13 protein-coding genes are annotated in these 18,791 nt (G+C 52.9%); 8 read left to right on the top strand and 5 right to left on the bottom strand.

What is annotated here, in order from left to right; translation table 11 throughout:
• The first annotated feature begins 70 nt into the window (after positions 1-70).
• The gene (locus tag HW115_RS09625; RefSeq protein WP_178932407.1) at positions 71-2,041 is read left to right on the top strand and encodes a beta-N-acetylhexosaminidase; all 1,971 of its coding nucleotides are present in this window, start codon (positions 71-73) and stop codon (positions 2,039-2,041) included.
• Between the two features lie 74 nt (positions 2,042-2,115).
• Here HW115_RS09625 and HW115_RS09620 read toward each other — a convergent pair whose 3' ends face one another.
• The 3 genes from HW115_RS09620 to HW115_RS09610 all read right to left on the bottom strand — a co-directional run bounded on the left by HW115_RS09620 (position 2,116) and on the right by HW115_RS09610 (position 6,859).
• The gene (locus tag HW115_RS09620; protein WP_178932406.1) at positions 2,116-2,859 is read right to left on the bottom strand and encodes a PEP-CTERM sorting domain-containing protein; all 744 of its coding nucleotides are present in this window, start codon (positions 2,857-2,859) and stop codon (positions 2,116-2,118) included.
• Positions 2,860-3,057: 198 nt separating this feature from the next.
• Positions 3,058-5,331, bottom strand: a complete 2,274-nt coding sequence (locus HW115_RS09615) for a hypothetical protein (RefSeq protein WP_178932405.1) — start codon at positions 5,329-5,331, stop codon at positions 3,058-3,060.
• 82 nt (positions 5,332-5,413) lie between these two features.
• The gene (locus tag HW115_RS09610) at positions 5,414-6,859 is read right to left on the bottom strand and encodes a sulfatase family protein (RefSeq protein ID WP_178932404.1); all 1,446 of its coding nucleotides are present in this window, start codon (positions 6,857-6,859) and stop codon (positions 5,414-5,416) included.
• 119 nt (positions 6,860-6,978) lie between these two features.
• Here HW115_RS09610 and HW115_RS20065 point away from each other — a divergent pair, with 119 nt between their 5' ends.
• The gene (locus HW115_RS20065; RefSeq protein WP_178932403.1) at positions 6,979-8,046 is read left to right on the top strand and encodes a substrate-binding domain-containing protein; all 1,068 of its coding nucleotides are present in this window, start codon (positions 6,979-6,981) and stop codon (positions 8,044-8,046) included.
• An 860-nt stretch (positions 8,047-8,906) separates the two neighbouring features.
• A complete protein-coding gene (locus HW115_RS09600) occupies positions 8,907-9,659 on the top strand; it encodes a PEP-CTERM sorting domain-containing protein (RefSeq protein ID WP_178932402.1) in 753 nt (250 codons plus the stop codon).
• A 90-nt stretch (positions 9,660-9,749) separates the two neighbouring features.
• Here the strand turns inward: HW115_RS09600 and HW115_RS09595 are convergent, their stop codons facing one another.
• Positions 9,750-11,156 (bottom strand): sulfatase-like hydrolase/transferase, encoded by a 1,407-nt coding sequence (locus HW115_RS09595; protein WP_178932401.1) that lies wholly within the window; start codon positions 11,154-11,156, stop codon positions 9,750-9,752.
• Positions 11,157-11,185: 29 nt separating this feature from the next.
• On the bottom strand, positions 11,186-13,135 hold the full coding sequence (locus tag HW115_RS09590; protein WP_178932400.1) for a beta-N-acetylhexosaminidase: 1,950 nt from the start codon (positions 13,133-13,135) through the stop codon (positions 11,186-11,188).
• 257 nt (positions 13,136-13,392) lie between these two features.
• Between HW115_RS09590 and HW115_RS09585 the strand changes: the two genes are divergently transcribed.
• The 5 genes from HW115_RS09585 (at position 13,393) to HW115_RS09565 (ending at position 18,722) form a co-directional block, all read left to right on the top strand.
• Positions 13,393-13,962: a sigma-70 family RNA polymerase sigma factor gene (locus HW115_RS09585; RefSeq protein WP_178932399.1), complete on the top strand. Its 570-nt coding sequence runs from the start codon at positions 13,393-13,395 to the stop codon at positions 13,960-13,962.
• On the top strand, positions 13,959-15,524 hold the full coding sequence (locus HW115_RS09580; RefSeq protein WP_178932398.1) for a LamG-like jellyroll fold domain-containing protein: 1,566 nt from the start codon (positions 13,959-13,961) through the stop codon (positions 15,522-15,524). The genes HW115_RS09585 and HW115_RS09580 overlap by 4 nt, the downstream gene beginning before the upstream one ends.
• A gap of 167 nt (positions 15,525-15,691) precedes the next feature.
• Positions 15,692-16,570, top strand: coding sequence for a PEP-CTERM sorting domain-containing protein (locus HW115_RS09575; RefSeq protein ID WP_178932397.1), 879 nt, complete (start codon positions 15,692-15,694; stop codon positions 16,568-16,570).
• A gap of 417 nt (positions 16,571-16,987) precedes the next feature.
• Positions 16,988-17,713, top strand: a complete 726-nt coding sequence (locus HW115_RS09570) for a PEP-CTERM sorting domain-containing protein (RefSeq protein ID WP_178932396.1) — start codon at positions 16,988-16,990, stop codon at positions 17,711-17,713.
• Between the two features lie 214 nt (positions 17,714-17,927).
• Complete coding sequence (locus tag HW115_RS09565) at positions 17,928-18,722, top strand: PEP-CTERM sorting domain-containing protein (protein WP_178932395.1); 795 nt, start codon at positions 17,928-17,930, stop codon at positions 18,720-18,722.
• Positions 18,723-18,791: the final 69 nt, after the last annotated feature.

The raw sequence follows: 18,791 nt of genomic DNA, 5'->3' as shown, positions 1-18,791 counted from the left end.
TCATCGTTCTGTTACTTTTCTTTCGTTTCGGCTGTAATAGGGTGACATGATGCAACGCCTTGTTTTACTGATGACTTGTTTATCCCTGCCGGTGGTTTCAGCGGAGACAAAACCGAATTTGATTCTTCCGAAGCCAAGCTCTACGGAGTTGAAGCAGGGAACCTTTACACTGACGGCGGATACGCTGATTGTGGCTCCGGCGGCATTGGAGAATGAGGCGAAGGCTCTACGCGATGCGCTTGCTCCTGCCACTGGGATGAAGTTGTCGATTCAACAAAACAGAACGGACAAGCCCCAGGTCATGCTGGCTCTGGATCCGTCGTTGAAATCCCTGGGGCCGGAAGGCTACAGCTTGCAGGTGGTTTCCAAAGGTGCTCTGATCAAATCGTCGACTCCAGCCGGAGTCTATTACGGTGTGCAATCGCTGTTGCAATTGCTTCCGGACGAAATTGTTTCCCGGAACAAAGTGGAAGCTGACTGGTCGCTTCCCTGCGTGCAGGTTCAGGACCAGCCACGCTTTGCCTGGCGTGCGTTTATGCTCGACGAAGCGCGCCATTTCAAGGGTGAGAAAGAAGTCAAAAAGCTGCTCGACCAGATGGCGGCCCTAAAAATGAACGTGTTTCATTGGCATCTGACCGATGACCAGGGGTGGCGGATCGAGATCAAAAAATACCCGAAGCTGACGACGATTGGCAGCAAGCGGACCGACACCCAGACGGGTGGCTGGGGAAGTTCAAAGCGTTCGGGGGAGCCTCACGAGGGGTTTTACACTCAGGAGCAGATCAAAGATATCGTGGCCTATGCCAAGGCACGCCATATCACGGTGGTTCCTGAGATCGGGATGCCGGGGCACGCCTGTGCGGCCATTGCGTCCTACCCGGAGCTGGGCACCAACAAAAAGCCGATTGAGGTGATGACCGTGTTTGGCAAGGCGCTGGATGTCTATGATCCATCGTCTGAGTTTGTGTATACCTTCCTCAGCGATGTCTTGGATGAGGTGATTGAGTTGTTTCCTTCCCGGATCGTTCACATTGGTGGAGACGAAGTGAAGTTTGAGCAGTGGCAGTCCAGTAAGGCGATCAAAGAGTTGATGAAGCGTGAAAAGCTTAAAACCATGGCGGATGTGCAGCTTTATTTCACCAACCGCATGGCGGATATTGTGCAGAAAAAAGGACGCAACATCATGGGCTGGAATGAAATCCTCGGCGATGATTTACACGGCTTCCTGAAAGGAGGCCAGACCGCCAAGGCCGCCAAACTCGACAAGGACACGGTGGTGCATTTCTGGAAGGGCAGCCCGAAGCTAGCCAAACGTGCCGTCGTGGACGGGCATACGATTGTGAACTCTCTCCATTCCTACACCTACCTCGACTACGGATATGGCAGTATTTCACTAGGAAAAGCCTATGGCTTTAACCCGATCCTAAACGGTCTAAGCCCAGAGGAGGAGAAGCGCATCATCGGTCTGGGCTGCCAAATGTGGGGTGAGTGGATCCCGACCGTCGAACGGATGGAATTTCAGATCTACCCTCGCCTTGCAGCCTATGCGGAAGTCGGATGGACGCAGCTGGAGAATAAAGATTTCGATGCCTTTAAGCAGACGATGGACGGGCAGCTCAAGCGCTGGGACATCCAGGGGATTGGTTATGCCAAGGACCAGGTGGCGAAGTTGAGTGCCCAGGATTTTTTCAACCACGTCAAGGTGGACGGCTGGAATCCAGCCAAAACACCTGCGGATTGGAAGGAGCTTGAGTTCTCCACGGAGGGTAAAATCACAGCCGCTGGCCAGTATGAGGTGGTTTTCCTTTATCAAAAAGGAACCCACGCTCTGGATATCAGTGAGGTGAGCTTATTGGAAGACGGAAAGCCCGTGGCAAAAGACAAACACGAAGCCTTCAGCGGTGGTCAGTTAAAAGGGATTGTTTACAAGCTCAAATTGCCGGAGTTCAAGCAAGGGGCGAAATACACAGTCCGTGCTAGAATCAAAGGCAATGGCGGAACGGATTCTCACGGTGAGGTGAAAATCCGTGCCGGGGAATAGCACGCATAAAAGCGGTGCCCAAATGAGCGTTCGGACCAATGATCTTCGGTTCGAACGCTGATACCATTTGCCACCTACTTGCGGCGGCGCAGGATGAGGGCGAGTGACCCAAGACCGATCAGGGTGAGAGACGAGGGCTCGGGGACAACCGTGATCGTGGCGCTTTGAATCCGACCGTCGAAGAAAAACTCACTTGAGGTGTCACCACCATTGCCAAAGCCTGTCCCATTGTTACCGCTGTTAAAGACGACATTTCCAGGGCTGAGGGTGTTGGTGACTTCACTGTTTCCGTCGTCAACGGTAAAGGTCATGGTGGTTCCGTCCCAGGAAGCGGTCAGGTCATAAGTGGCACTCGTGCTGACACTGACGCCACTGTTGATGACGTTCCAAGCGTTGCTTGATGTGCCAGTCCAGAATTCCCAGTTTCCATTGACTCCGTTGCGGTAAATAATGGCACCTGTGCCGGTGGCTCCGTTATTGTCCCTGCTGCTGTAGACGGCACCATAACCAGAGGTCATGTCGGACTGCACCCCGGTCAGCGAGATGGTCCATGTTTCGCCGGCGGAGATCGAGCCTGGCTCGAGGGCCGCATTGTAGGCTATACTCAATTCCCCGTTATTGGTGCCATTGAAATCGGCCCCGGTGGTGGTATTGAAGCTAACACCCGCCCCGACACTGAGGTTGTAGCCATTTCCAGAGGTGTCGTTTTGAGGATTCGTGGCAGAAGTAAAATCCCAACTGGCAATGGTCGTGGCAGAGGCCAGACTTGTAAGGCCGAGAGGGAGGACAAGATGGGTGAAAAGTGAGTAAGCTTTCATAAGTGGATGTTGGACGAATGGGGGGATGTTCGATGGTGTGAAAGTTGCCTAGGTGGGGTAGAGAAAGAGATCGTTGCGTGAACGAGGACAGATATTACTTCGTTGGATTGGGTATTTCAATAATGAATTTGATCGATGGAAAGGAGGGGAGGGGTGTGATCGACCATGTTTGGTTCGCAGATGTTGGTTGGCTTCTGTCTAGCGGATACGGGGTTCGCTGAACTCGGTTTTGGCATCTTTGACTGCAAAGCCGATGTAGTCGACGGTGGTGATGGCCTCGGAAAAGCTTTGTGTGATGGTCTTGCCGTTGATTGTGAGGATCAGGGTGCGGGCGTCCATATCGAGCACCGCTTTGCAATCGAGTTCTTTGATGGCGCCTTGTTTGAGTGGTTTTTTGAGCCCCTCACCCCATCGGGCGGATTGTTCGAAGACGCTGAGTTGGCGCGAGCCAATCCATGATCCGGCGAAGACGGCATTCATCGCATCCTTGCCGCTGCTCAGAACCAGAAAGCCATTTCTTGTAGCCGCATTTGGATCCGCGGCTTTCATCTTCCATTGGATGCTTGTTTTCCCGCTGGAGATTTTTTTGGGCAGCTCTTTGAGGATGATGCCCGGGCTTCCTGCCGGTTGGCTAGTGCCCGGACTGACAAGGTAGCCCATGTCCGATTGTTGGATGTTTGCGTTCCCGTGGAAACCGGGAAGTTTTGCGGAGGGCTTGGCGGACGCCTTTGATGTTGTATCCGGACTACGGTCGCGGTCAATGGCCCGCTCACGGGAGGGGCGGGCGGCAGCTGGTGTGTAGTCGCTTCCTGCGATGGGGAGTTTATCTCCTTCCAAGCGGATGACGAGTCCCGGGACGGAAATGTCTCCGGGGTCGCCGGCGGATGTCCCCAGGCGGTCGATCAGCTTTCCCGGGATGATCAATGAGTGACCTGTAATGTTGACCTGGTCCCGGATGTCTTCGGCTTTTTCCGTCAGCAGGTCCTGGGCCCAGATGTGACGGATGCCATCGAGTGGGCCGTCAAACTCCAAGACGAGTTGTTGGTAGTGTCCGAAAACACCGATTGGCTGATGGGCATCCTTCACTTGGACGGTGACTTTGGCACGTGGATGATACCATTGATCGTCCGGTTTGACGCGACCTTCGGTGGCGACGCAGAGGGGGCCGTTAGGGTAGGTGCTGGCCATGACATAAGGAGCATCAGCGGACGCTTCGACTTTTGGCAGTGGCATGTTGCGGGCCATGATAGCGGGGGCACTTTGATAAACCATCTGGCCATAGACCGGTTTGAACCAAGTGTGCTGCTTGGTATGGGGGTAGGAATCGATCAGTTCTTCTTCCGAGGCGAGGTAGCTGCCGATACCGGCAGGGAATGCCGGGGCAATACGTTGCCATCGGCCAAAGCGCTCGACTTCGTTCATGCGTTTCTGGATCAGGCGTTTGCCGGAGATCTGGTGGTGAAAGTCTTTGCCATCCAGTGTGCGTTCCATGTAATTCGGGTGGCGTTTCACGGCGACCAGGCAGCCCATGCCGGCGGCCACCTGGGTGTCGTCCTGGATATTGAGTTGGGCGATGTAGGATGGGTTCCCCTGGGTTTGGCGAAGGATGTCATGGATGCGGCGCATGGTCGAGGTGGAGACGAGGATGGGAGCCACATCGTAGGTTCTGAACACATCGCAGTTTTGGATGATTTTGAGAGCTATTTTATTTTTGGCTCCGCCCGGTGCATAGACCGACGGATAGCTATTGCGCGTAGCGTCTTTCCACTGTGGATTGAGTGGGCCGTTGGCACCACAGATGTATTCGAGGATCAGTTCGGGGTAGAGCTTCTGCTTGAGAGCATAACTATAAAAATGCTGGGTGCCACCACCGTCGATTTTCCAGTATTCGATACCGGCGTGTTTGGACCAGTTGACCATCCGTTCGGCGGCATCTTTACTGATATTTCCCCGGGTCCAGAGTCCGAGTCCCCGCCAGCCGAGGGTTTGAATGTCTTCGTTGAATTTTCGTAGGCTTTCGGCGTGGGAGTGTGCTGCGTAGCGTGGGAAGTCGGCTTTGTCGAGCTGCAGGGAGAAAAACGGAGTGGCTCCGGGGAGCAGGTGACTTTTTTCTTTATCCTGCCAGCCGTGATCGATGAGAAAAAAGTAATCGCTTCGCCCCCTGGGGAGGTACGTGGATGCCCAGCCGTCTTTTTTGTTATACAGCGTGTGTTCGTTGAGTTCTTCGCGGGCATTGGCATTGGTGATACCACTGAAGTTGGTGATTTCTCCACCTCGCTGGATCCAGTAGTTCTGGGCATACCAGGTGCACCAGTAGTTTGCAGCTGTCGCTGCTTGGGTGGGGACCAGGTTGACGTTGTCTGCTTGTGTTGCCTGTTCTGCCGACGTTTCGGGTAGGACCATGGCAGAGCCTGCGATCAACGATACCAGTATGAGATGCCGCGATACCAACGGTTTGGATTTTTTCTTCATAGTGGAAAGGAGTATGTCTTTGGGGCATGGCTGGAGCCGGTGGTGGGGGGGCGGCGAGTGAGCAGCGGGTGTCTGGCGGAGGCTATTGCGGGACACTTCTGCCACTTGTCCGGTAATCATCGAGCAGGGAGCTCAACTCTTTGACCACTTCCGGGAAGTCTTGATAAACGTTGGATGTTTCACGAATGTCTTTCTCCATGTCGTAAAGCTGGATCTTATCTTTGATGGCCTTGTCAATTTGGGTTCGGCCGCCGGAGCCACGACCGACGATGAGTTTCCATTTCCCTTTGCGAATGGCAAACATGCCGGATGAGGAGTGATGGATAGTGGCTTCGCGCAGGGGCTCCTTACCCTGTTTGCCGATGAGAATGGGGAGTAGGCTGTAGCTGTCTTCACCGGCATTTTCTGCAACGGAGCTTGAGGTGATCTCGGCACAGGTGGCGAGCAGATCAGTGGTGCATACAACTTGATCGGTGGTGCTGCCTGCTTTGACCTTAGCCGGCCAGGTGGCGATCCATGGGACCCGATGCCCTCCTTCGTAGATGTCGGTTTTTTGCCCTCGATAAATGTGGTTTGGGGAGTGGCCAGTTTGCAGCACACCGTATTTTTCATTGGCGGCAAAGGAGGCGTTGTCACTCGTCACAATCAGCAGGGTGTTAGCGAATAGTTTTTTTGATTTCAGTGCATCCACGACCTGGCCGATGACGTGATCCATTTGGTGGACAAAGTCACCATATTCGGTGGCTTTGGTTTTGCCTTGGAAGGCCTTGGTTGGCACGACGGGTTTGTGTGGCGCAGGCAGTGGCAGATAGAGGAAAAACGGCTTGTCAGCGGATTGTTTGCTGATGAAGGCCGAAGCCTGTTTGCCGACGAGTGGTAGGTAATCCTCATGTTTGAAGTCTTTGGCGATAGCTCCGCCACGCCAGTAATTCGGGTAGCTTGATGCCTTGGTGGATTCGGATGCCGCGGAGACAAAGCGATCGTTTTCAATCAGGGTGTAGGGGGGCATGTCCAGCGAGGCGGCAATACCGAGGAAATAATCGAAGCCTACAGCATTGGGGCCACGGTGGATCGGGGCTTGGTAGTCCCAGCCTTTTTTTCCGTTGTTGACGGATCGGGCCATATTCATGCCGAGGTGCCATTTACCGATGCAGGCAGTGGTGTATCCTTGTTTTTTAAGTAATGACGCCACGGTTTCTCGGCCTTCTTCGATCAGGGCCGGGCTGTAACCCATGAGCACGCCCCGCTTTAGCCGGCTGCGCCAACAGTATCGGCCGGTGAGCACACCGTAACGTGTCGGGGTGCAGACGGAGGAGTTGCTGTGGGCATCGGTGAAGCGCATGCCTTCGTCCGCCAACTGATCGAGTCGGGGGGTCGGGATCTTGGAATCCTTGTTGTAGCAGCCGAGATCCCCGGTGCCGAGGTCATCGGCGAGAATGAAAACGATGTTGGGGCGTTCGTCCGCCTGAAGTGGGGACAGGGTAAGTGCGGCCAGAAGGCAGAGGGAGCGTAGATGAGTGCGTTTCATGAGGACATCGATACGAAAAAAGTGCCTGGGATTTGTCAATGAATCGAATCGGTGGAGGATCGTCACTTTTTGTTGGAAGCAGGGTTGCACGCCTGTGGGGTTCGTCTTATTCTGAGCTTGTGTCCGAGGCTTTTCAATATCGTTGGCAGCAATTGGCGCATCGTTTGATGCGGGATTTGGCCCGGGACCCACAGGTTGATTTACCTGGAATCCGGGCCCTGGGGGAAAAGTATCAAGTCAGCCGGGTGACGGTGGAGCATGCTTTTCGCTACATGGAACGTTTGGATGTGATCACGGCGGCCTCACCAGGAAAAAAAAGGGAGATCAAGCGCGATGTCTTGTTGTCGGTTCTCGGAAGAAAGGAGGCAGAGCAAAAGCGGATGCTTTTTCTCACCAAGGACCCCGAACACCATCCGGCATTTATGACGAAGGTGTTTTTTGATTTATTGCACCATCGGTGTGAGCGGGAAAAAATCAGTTTGAATTACTTGCAGGTTCCCGCCTCGGCTGAGGCTACCCGGCAGATGGTAGGCGCATTGAACCCCGATGGGGTGGTCATGCATGTTCTGGCGCAAGAGCATGTCCGTGAGCTTGCGCAGTTGGCACTGCCGGCAGTGAGCCTGGGAACCGCGGTGGAGGGGGTGCCAAGCATGAGCACTTCCTATGGGCATCTGCTAATGGGCGCGTTTCATTGCGCGTGGCAGGCTGGTCACCAGCGAGTGACGGCGCCACTCTGGAACAAACCGGCTGCTTTGCGCCAACTTCTCGGTGAGGCGCTCGAGCCGGCTTTTGAACGAGCGGGATGTTCCTTTTCGTTGAATTATCATCTTCCCTCGATCAGTGGTACGGGGCCGGAAGATTATGGGGATTATCTGCATAGAGCATTTCAGCACACGCCGCCGACTTGTTTGATTCTGGGGAACTTCAGCCAGTACCTGATGGCGGTTTCCTACTTGATGCAGCAAGGATTGCGGATTCCGGATGATGTATCCGTGATTCTCTTGTCGCACGACACCATGTTTGACGATGTCCTTCCTACGATTGCTCACTTCAGGCACCCCGTGGAATGTACAGTGGATCGTTCCTACGATTTGTTAGTCAGGCAAATCGAGGGTGAGTCGGTCAGTGGTCATGAAGAAGTGGACCCGGTCTGGGTATTGGGTGATAGTTTGAAATGCATTGTCTAGGCAGTGTTTGGGTGGGCACAAGGTAGGACAGCTTTTTAAGCTGTCGGCATCCCAAGGAGTTGATAGGGCTGGGGTTGATGACTCCAAAGCCAGCCGACAGGTTGAAAAACCAGTCCTCCTTTCCAGAGTAGGAGATACGGAACAATGGATTGGGTGTCGTGTGCTTGGGTGGGCGCAAGGTAGGACAGCTTTTTAAGCTGTCGGCATCCCAAGGAGTTGATAGGGTTGGGGTTGATGACTCCAAAGCCAGCCGACAGGTTGAAAAACCTGTCCTACTTTCCAGAGTAGAAGATACAGAGCAATGGATTGGGTGTCGTGTGCTTGGGTGGGCGCAAGGTAGGACCGCTTTTTAAGCTGTCGTCATCCGAAGGGATTGATAGGGGCTGGGGTTGATGACTCCAAAGCCAGCCGACAGGTTGAAAAACCTGTCCTACTTCCCAGAGTAGAAGATACGGAACAATGGATTGGGGGTCGTGTGCTTGGGTGGGCGCAAGGTAGGACAGCTTTTTAAGCTGTCGGCATCCCAAGGGATTGATAGGGGCTGGGGTTGATGACTCCAAAGCCAGCCGACAGGTTGAAAAACCTGTCCTACTTTCAAGAGTAGAAGATACGGAACAATGGATTGGGGGTCGTGTGCTTGGACGAGCGCAAGGTAGGACCGCTTTTTTTCAAGCTGCCGACAGATTGGAAATTCGTCCTATGATGGTGGCGTTGGCTGCTGAACGAGCCTAGAACCATGCTTCTGATAGGCATGGTCGTGATATCGTATTCGCTTCTGTCTACGGGTGGTCGTGTTTTGATGATGTAACTTTCTTCGGAGAAAAGTCGAAGGAGGAACAAACGAATAAAAAAACATGCATATGAAAAACTTAACATTGGGCACAGCGGCGGCCTTGGCTTTGGCCTCCGGCCTTCACGCATCGACGACGTACATTGAGACGTTTACCAACGACTCGGGAACGGCAAACCAGAACCTGGCACATGTCGGATGGAAAGGGTATTACGGCAACAACAGTGGGACGCCATCGGTTGCCGATACGTATACCAACAATGCAGACTTTGGGATCAACTCAGGGAATGATTACTTTCAAGCCAAACAAGGATGGCATAGTTCGGGCAAGCATATTGAAACCTTCATCTACACTGATGAACCGGGATCGATTGCCTTGCAGGATATCACGGTTTTATCCGTTGATATTCGACGTGATTTTGCAGGAGGTTCCGGTGCGAATGCCACTGCCAGACTTGCCTTGGAGATAGGTGGGGTGTGGTATGTGACGGATGAGAACCGATACTCGCCACGGTCATCCGGTGATGAGGCGACATTTACGACCCTGTCGATTGACCCGAGCTCCAGTCTGGCTGCTGCGAACTGGTTCACCTTGGCTGATCCATCGGCAAGCCTTGGACTCGGGGCCGTGCCAGGGACTGCTTTTTCCGGGGCGGAAACGGTGACTCAGTATGGTGTTTGGTTTACCGATGATTCAAATGGTGCCGGTGGAACTCAGTGGACGAAGGTGGATAACTTTACGGTAACGAGTGTCCCCGAGCCTTCATCAGCAGTTCTGCTTGGTATTGGGGGCTTGAGTTTAGTGATGCGTCGCCGCAGATAAGGTGACAAAAAAGTGATTAAAAAAACCGCAAGCTCCTTTGTCGGGGCTTGCGGTTTTATTTGCCTGTTTGATGGAGAAACGGGAGCCGGGTCAGGGAAGTCGACGTTCGGCATCGCGGCCGATGACGTCCATCTTGTGTTTCAGGCGCTGGTTTTTTTCCCACATTTTTCCTTCGAGCCATTTAGGTTCTTGCATGTCTTGTTCCCAGGTTTGAAGTTTGGTGGCGAGTTTTTGCAGGCGTTCCGGTTGTTCCTGGCTGAGGTCTACGGTCTGGCCGATATCTTTGGATAGATCGAAGAGTAGGTAGCGGTGGCTGTTGTCCTCTTCCGTGACCCGGATCAGTTGCCATTGGTTTTCACGGATGGCGGCCGCGGCAGAGCGACGGAAGTAGAGGGCATTCCGAGCAGCAGTGGGCTTGGCTGCAGGCCCCTGACGTAGGGCGGGAAGCAGGCTGACGCCGTCGAGCTTGAGTTTGTCAATTTGAGGTGCTTCACCGGCGGCATCCAGGCTGGTGGCCATGAAGTCGACGGTGGAGGAAAGCAGGGGAACGCGGTGTCCTCCATGGATTCCGGCCTTGGGCCAGGAGATGAGGCAGGGGACGCGGTGTCCGCCTTCCCATTTGCTGCCTTTCATCCCGCGGTAGATGCCGTTATCGGATGCATTGGTGGTGGCTCCGCCGTTGTCACTGGTGAAGATGATAATTGAGTTTTCGCGCAATTTTTGATCATCGAGGAAGATGAGCAGGCGGCCGATATTGGCATCCATGTTATCGACCATCGCGGCGTAGGTGCGGCGGTTTTTTTTCTCGATGGATTCATACTTTTTCAAATCTTCCTCCTTAGCATGCATGGGGGTGTGGGGTGCATTGTAGGAGAGGTACATGAAGAAGGGTTTTTCGGTGTTGCGCTTTTTGATTAAGCGCATCGCCTCATCAGTCAGCCAATCGGTGAGGTAGCCGATTTTTTCTTCCGGAACTTGTGTGCCATTGCGTTGCAGCATGCTGCTGTTGTTGGTTTTCTTTTGTGACCAGTAGCTGCGGCCACCGGCGAGAAATCCACTGAAGTGGTCAAAACCCTGGGCGTTCGGATGCATGTCAGGTTGGTATCCAAGGTGCCACTTGCCGAGCCCCATCGTTTCGTAGCCGGCGTCTTTCATTGCTTCGGCGTAGGTGACGACGCTGCCTGGCAGGCCGTCCTTGCCGTGGGGGCCGTTGCACTCGAACCCGTGTCGCTGCTGATAGGTGCCAGACATCAGTCCGGCCCGGGAGGGGGCGCAGACGCTGGCGGTGGTGTGGGTGTCCGTGAGAATCAGGCTTTGACTGGCGAGTAGATCGAGTTGAGGGGTTCGGATGTCCTTGCAGCCGTTGTAGCCGAGGTCGCCATTGCCGAGGTCGTCGGCAAGGATGAGAATGATGTTCGGCTTCTCGCTCGGAGCGGCGAGAAGGTTGGTTGTTGAGAAGCTGGCGACAAGGGCGCAGCTGAGGATGTGTTTGATCATGGTTTTGAGAGTGTTAGAATTTGGTTGTGTTAGAGTTCGTCGGGTTGTTTTTGGTTGGCTACGTTGGCCCCACTATCGGGAGCCCGGTCCGGGGCGTAGGCGTCGGGTGCCAGCGCGGGAACAAGCATGATGGTTCCGCTGGCTCCGCCTTTGACGGCTTCGATTTGATAGCGGAGCTCGTAGCGCGCGTCCGGGTTAAAGTTTGGTAGGATTAGTCGGTAGTATTGGTTGGGCCGGCGTGGTTCTACGGTTGCGGTGTAGGCGTGTTTGTCTTGGGCCACAACCTTGCCATTTTCCAAGAGCTCGGCGTTCAGAATGTGGAAGCTGCCATTGCCGATTTGGTAGTGGAAGAGAAACTCATGGAGGCCGGAGCGTGTGATGTGCTTACTGACATCGACCCGCGGCTGGGATTTGCCCACGATCGATTGCCATGAGGATACTTGTATGGGGGTGCTTTCCGGCTCCCACCAGTACGGAATACCACGGGCATCCAAGCGCTTGCGATGGGTTTCGAGTCGGCTGAGAAAATCCTGATAGTTGAGGCTTGGTCGTGGTGACCAGAGGGCTTCGGCAAGGGCGGCCCCACGGAGCATGACTTGGCGTTGCAGGTGATCTCCGCTGCGGATTTTTTCACCCCAGACACAGCCTTGGGCTCCCATGATCCGTTGTTTGGCGGCCGCGGGCAGGGTTGGGATACGGGGTTCGAAGAAGTAGCTTTGGCTGAGGCCCACGGTATTGCTTGAGTAGCCTCGCGGATGCTGTTTGCTGCGTGACTGGGTACGGTCGTAGTAGAGGGCTGAGACCGGGCAGAGCACGACCTGATGGCCGCGTTTGGCGGCTTCCATTCCGGGTTGCACGCCACGCCAGCTCATGATGGCGAGTTGTTGATCGCCGCCACCTTCCATGGCTTCGTCCCAAGCGATGGGTTTTTTACCATGGTTTTCGATGATCCGGCAGACTTTTTGGACGAAGTCCGCCTGCAGGTCGTGCAGGGATTTGATCTTGTGTTTTTTCATGTAAGCCTGGCAGCCCGGATCTTTTTTCCACGCTCCTTTGCCTACTTCGTCGGCACCGAGGTGGATGTAGCTGCCGGGGAAGATAGCTGCCATTTCCTTGAAAACGGCATCGAGGAAGACGTAAACATCGGGGTTGGAGACATCGTAGACGTTGTAGCGACCTTCTTTATCCAAGCGTTTGACACAGAGTTCGGGGTAGGCACGGGCGACGGCGGCACTGTGGCCGGGGACATCGATTTCCGGGACGATGGTGATGCCGCGCTGGCTGGCGTAGGCGACAATCTCTTTTAAATCGGTCTGGGAGTAGAACTGTTTGCTTTTTGCCGTGAGTTTTGGATAGGCTTTGATCTCGGGGCGCCATCCTTGGTCGTCGGTCAGGTGCCAGTGCAGGACGTTGAGTTTGACCATGGCCATGGAGTCCAGCAGTTTGAGCATTTCCTCTTTGCTTTGAAAATGGCGGGAGACATCGACGAGGACTCCGCGCCACGCGAAGCGGGGGGCATCGCTGATGTGCAGGCAAGGGACGCTCCATCCTTGTTTCAGAGAGGTGGAAGCTTGGTTACCGAAGAGATCGACCGGGCCGAGCTGGCGCAGCGTTTGGAAGCCATGGAAAAGAGAAGCGTGGTCGGCAGCTTGGATGACAATTTGTTCCGGTGTGATGTTCAGGCTGTAGCCGGATGTGAGCTTGGGGTTCAGTTCGCAGTGAATGTTTCCGCTGTTTTTGATGGGGATTTTCCATCCAGTGACCTTGCGGAGTTCTTTGGCAAAAAATTGAAGATCTGTGGCGCAGTCCTTGGATGAAGAAAGGCTGAGGCTCGGAGAGAAGGTGAACTTGCCTTGTTTGTGTTCGACCTTGGCTGGTTGGGGGATGACGGGGGGTGTTTCCGCTTGGGCTGGAAGGAGGGTGCATGCGGTAGCGGTGAGCAGCGCAGCAGCGAGCTTCGTAATCTGTTTGGTGTCCATTATAAGATCGGGTGTGTGTGTTTCTTGGCGGCACCATGATATACGCTGATGTCCCCTGAATAAGTCAAAGGAAAGCACATCCAGCTGTGCTTATTTTAGGCATAGTAGGAGGTCATGGATTATGGAGCCTCGGGTGTGGATGGTGAAATATGAAAATATCGCTTTTTCTTGTGACCATCGTTTAATTTGTGGAATGTAGGAGAGTAGAACACGCGGACTTATTGTATTCCGACGTGTGTTGTCGCCATTTATTGAATATGCCCGCATTACAGACAATCGATCCAGAGTCGTCCCAGACTGATGATTTCATCAGCCTGCTGACGGGGCATCAGGATATTTTGCTGACTTTTATTCGGGGGTCGATAGGAGACTTGGCTACAGCCAAGGATATTTTACAGGAGGTGAATCTGATCCTTTGGAAGAAGTCATCCCAATTCAAGATGGGATCGAATTTCAAGGCCTGGGCACTGAAAACAGCCCAATTCCAAATCCTGGGGAACTATCGGGACAAACAGCGAAGCAAGTTGGTGTTCGACCCTGACCTTGTGGATCAGCTGGCGACCGAAGCTTCTCATGTGGATGATGACTGGAAAAAAGATCAACGCTTGGAGGCTCTGGAGATTTGCTTGCAAAAACTCCCTGATAAGCAGCGGAGCCTTCTGGACTCCCGATACCGTGCCGGTGGTTCGATCAAGGAACTGGCCCAGGCGCTCAACTCATCGACGAGCCGGCTAAAAATGATTTTATTTCGGGCACGTAAAAATTTGCGTGATTGTATCATGATGCGTGTGGAATCAAGCCAACAAGGAAAGGGGCTGACTCAATGAACGAGTGTCGGGTGGAAAAGGGTGATGAAATGGATCTGTTGGCCAGTGAGTGGATGGACGGAGTACTGGAGGATGAGGGGAAGCAAAAGCTTCAGGAGATGTTGAGGCAGAGCTCGGATCTTCGGAAGCGTTTCTTGGACTTGGTGCACACGGATACCTTGGCGGAGCAGGCACTTAAGTCGGAGCAGCTCATCGCCGATCCGGTGTTGCCGGTTGATACGATTCTGGTTGAGCAGAGGCGGCACTCGGTCAAGATTGCATTATTGGCGGCGGCAGCGGTCGTATTGATGGGCGTCATGTTGTTGAGTTTGTTTTTGGCTCCGGAACGTGAGCCTGGGCAGCTTGCATTCCGGGTATCCGAGGGTTCCCGTTTTACCCTGACCCATGATTCGACCCACGATGAGCTTCCGAAAGGGCAGACTTTGGTGGAAGGATCCCGGTTGGAGTTGTCCCAAGGTAGTGTGGAGTTGCGGTTTGCCTCCGGCGTGCGCTCCGTGATTATGGCTCCGGCGGATGTGGTTTTACGTCATGAAGGTTTGTTGAGTCTGGATCGAGGTACTGCTTGGTTCGATGTGCCTGAGAATGCGAAAGGATTTACGGTGCAAACCACGCAGATGAAAGTGGTCGACTTGGGGACGCAGTTTGGTGTGAGCTCTCAGCCGGGCGAGGAACTCGACCAGGTGCATGTGTTCAAGGGGAAGGTGAAGGCGCTTGCGCGTCGTGGACAGCGCGAGGAAGTCTTGCTGGAGGCTGGGCAGGCTCGGGAGTTGGAGCCGACCGGTAGAATGAAGATGGTGGATTGCCACCCGGACCAATTTTTGGATTCGTTGCCAAAAACCTTACCTTATTTACACTGGAGTTTTGATTCCTTGGAAGATGATGTGCTGCAGGTGGGTGGGACCCACCCCGAAGTTTCTGGCTTGCAAACCCGGCTTTATTCTCCTGATGGCGGAGCTCAGCTTGTTCCAGGTAAATCAGGGCAAGCCCTGTACCTTGATGGAGAAGAAAGTTATGTTGTGACCAATTGGGAGGGGTTTGACGGCGACCGCCCCCGGACGATGGCATTTTGGTTGAAGGTGCCCGAACTGCCCAAAGGAAAAAACAATTACGGTTTGGTGGGTTGGGGTGACAATCGTTTCCCCGGGGGTAAATGGGCGCTTTCCGTGCGTCGATCCGGAAAAGCCAAATACGGAGATACGGTTCAGCTCTTGTTGAATCTCGGCAAAGGAATGGTGACCGTGGCGAACGGGCTTGAGAGCGGTCGGTGGCACCACGTTGCCTTGAGTTATTCAGGGGCTTTGGATCAGGATGATGAATTTGCCTTTGTGCAGGCTTATGTCGATGGCGAGCGTGTCCAAACGCAGGCGGCTGGAATCGAGGTGGACCGAAAAATCAACACCACGATTCATTCGAAGTCATCCCAGCCTCTGGTGATGGGAGTGCGGGTGCGGAAGGATAAAAATATTGCTGAACGCCGCTACTTCAAAGGGATGATGGATGAGCTGTATATTTTTGACGGGTCGCTTGATGATGTGCAAATCCGAAGCTTGATCAATCCATAGTGGGAGATGGACTGTCCGGGCGGATGATTAGATATTTTTTGTGACCCATTTTGAGCTGCTCTGAGATAGAGGAAAAGTGAGGCTATCCAAATGAACCGCTATCGGTCGATCATGTGTGCAATCACTCCTTCTTGACGGCTGGTGAAATTAACGATAAAATGATGAATATGAAATATAAAAATACAATGGCTTGTTTAGGGCTGATCGCGTCTTTTGGCACGGGGCAGGCGGCGACTTTTTTTACCAATGCCAACATGGACAATGATTGGAGTAATGCTGGTAATTGGGATAATGGCTTGCCTGATGGCTCAAATGATGCCCGCGTAAATAATGGTCATACGGCAAACATTGGAGCGGCGGTGAACGGAGGGAAGCCGATTATTGGTGGCAGTTCAACAGGGATAGTCAACGTCAATACAGGTAAGTTAAGCGGTTCTGACATCGTTGTTGGCGATGGAAGTGGAGGCGTAGGGATTCTCAATATAGCCAGTGGGACAACCTTGGAAATTGCAGGGGCTGGCGCAGATTTAATCATTGGAAGAAATGGAGGCTATGGAACGGTGGATGTTTACGGCTACTTGGATGCACGAAAAGCAACGGAGATTCGCAATGGCATGCTTATTATGCGTCAAGGATCTACTCACAATGCGATTCAGGATGAGTTCGATGTGAGAGACACAGGTGTTATGGTCTTTGAAACCAATGGAACGATTATTTCAACCCTGAATGGGAGCTCGGTCTTAGTGGAATTGGCATCGGATTCAACTCTCGATATGAGATTGGGAGGGGTCTATTCCGTAGGTGATACATGGACGATTATGAATGGTATTACTAGCTTCGGCGGAGTGGGGGATGATGGAGATGGACAATGGGGGACTGTATATAATTCAACGAATGCAGGTCATGAATTCACGGTACACTACAATGATGACCTGGGGGCTGATGCTGGCACGATGGTGGTCGAATTAACGGCTATCCCCGAGCCCTCTACGTCAGCTCTGATCGGACTCGCTGGCATCTCGCTGATCCTGCGTCGACGCATGTAGTTTTGGCCGCCATTGATGGGGGAATCACAATCAACCGGTTGGTGTGTTTTGGCCTGCCTGCCGGTTTTTTATACCAAGTAGTAAAACAGACGGGACGATAGCCGAGATGAATGAGTTCTTTGGTAAGGCGCGACGAAGGAATGGTGCGGGCACCATGACTAAGGAGAAACAAAGCCAAAGGAGTCATTCATCCGGAACTCTCATGGATCACGCAGTGCTTTTCCAAATACCTCAACAATGATCAATCGTCTCGTCTGTTTTACGGAGTGGTATTATTATCTAGAGGTGCCCTTGATTCATTTTTTTGTGACCTTTTTGGATTGAGTGGAGTGTACTTGTGACTCGGAATCCGGTATTTAGAGATTACGGAGTCAACCTTACCTCCTTGCCTATAAACTAATCAACAATAAGCAAACTATGAAACACATGAAAGCGATGGCCATTTTAGGTCTGATTGTTTCGTTTGAAGCTGTTCAGGCCGCTTCAACATCCATCGACCTTCAATTAAGTAGAAGGTTGGATAATGGAGATACCTCTTCATCCGTAGGGACGATAGCGATCACAACCCTCAATGAAGGCAACCCCGGAGCAGCAACGCAAAGTATGCTCTATACCGTTACGGGCCTTACACTTGATTCGGTAGGGACTGCTGATGATCAAATCACCTTTGAAATGGGGCTCGCCGGTTCCTCCTCTTCGGGTACGGTGGTGGGGATGGGGGCCAGCTATGGAGCGTGGGGGATTGCCGACGGCTCGGGTAGTGCATCCTTGATCGAGAATGATGAAGCTCTGACCTTTGGTTTTGTTGCGGCGACAGTAACGCTCGGCGCAGGAGCCTTTGAGTCCGCTTCGGTCAGCTTTGATGGTTTTACAGGTTTTAGTGCCTTGAATGTGGCGGCGGGAGAAACCTTTAATATTTCAGGCACGGCGGCGAATAATGTCACGGGTGCAAGTATAGCTTCCAACGGGGATCTGTATAGTTTTACGGGCTCTGAGTCGGCGTTTACGGTCGAAGGCAATGAAGGGGCGATGCGTTACAATCTTGTGCAAGCTTCTGTCACGATCAACACGGTTCCCGAACCCTCGGCCTCGGTTCTGATCGCCTTAGCTGGTATTTCCTTGATCTTGCGGCGACGCAAGTAGGGAGAGTAAACGTCTACTTGAGAATCATAATCAACCGGTTAGTGTGCCACGTCACGCTTGCCGGTTTTTTTTATTCAAATGATTATTTTTTGTGACCCTTTTGAAATGAATGGAGTGAACCACTGACAGAAGGTGTTTTAGCCTTCATTCTCGTTGTTCTAACAACGTGAAGTTGGAGTGCGTTCCTTTCAAAACTAACAAGTAAAAACAAACAATGAAATACACAAAATTAATGACCCTTGCCGGGGTGGTCGGGGCCTGTGCTTCTGCTCAAGCAGCAACGATATCTTTGAATGGTTTTTCCAATACGGATCATGGATCGACGGGTACGATGAATGGCACCGTCAGTGGTGATGGTGTTGATGGTGACGCTTCGGCGGGCTCAACGGGATCGACTGTTTTTGCCGTGAGCAACGATATTCGCAATGGAGACTCATCGCCTCAGACTTTGGAATACACGGTATCAGGGTTGAATATCGATGGCGTCGGAGGCTTTAACGATTCCTTTGTGATTCAATTTACAGTGACCACTGATGGGCAGAACTTTAATGTATTGCAAGATTCGAGCGACCTTCCGAAGAATGCGGGATGGCTTTCGAGTGGTGAAACGTCATTGAATGCAAATGGTGAATATGTGCAGTTCCAATTTGCCGCGATGACCGTAAATTTGAATGGAGGAACGAATAATGGTACGGGGGCCTGGCTTGGGTTTACTTCAGCGAGTGTCGGTTCGTGGGGTTCAAATGATGTGGCGACCTTCAACGGTATTTCCCGCGCCTACAATTCAGACGACAGTAAGGTGTTTGATCTTACGGCAGGAGGTAATGACAACAGCCTGATTGCGGATTTTGACACAGCTGCAAACACTGAAGGAACGCTTGACGCCGCAGGGGCATGGCGCCCCGAGGCCTGGAGTTTTCAGGTTGAAGTGAACGCAGTTCCAGAGCCCTCTTCCACAGCCCTGATTGGTTTAGGTGGCTTTGCTCTGATCCTGCGCCGTCGCAAGTAGGACCAGCTCTTTGAATTTGATGAATCCGGTGGCGGACTTTGGTCTGCACACCGGATTTTTTTGTGACCA

Origin of the sequence: Oceaniferula marina, from assembly GCF_013391475.1 — a bacterium.
GTDB lineage: Bacteria > Verrucomicrobiota > Verrucomicrobiia > Verrucomicrobiales > Akkermansiaceae > Oceaniferula > Oceaniferula marina.
This window is presented reverse-complemented; position numbering and strand designations above follow the sequence as displayed.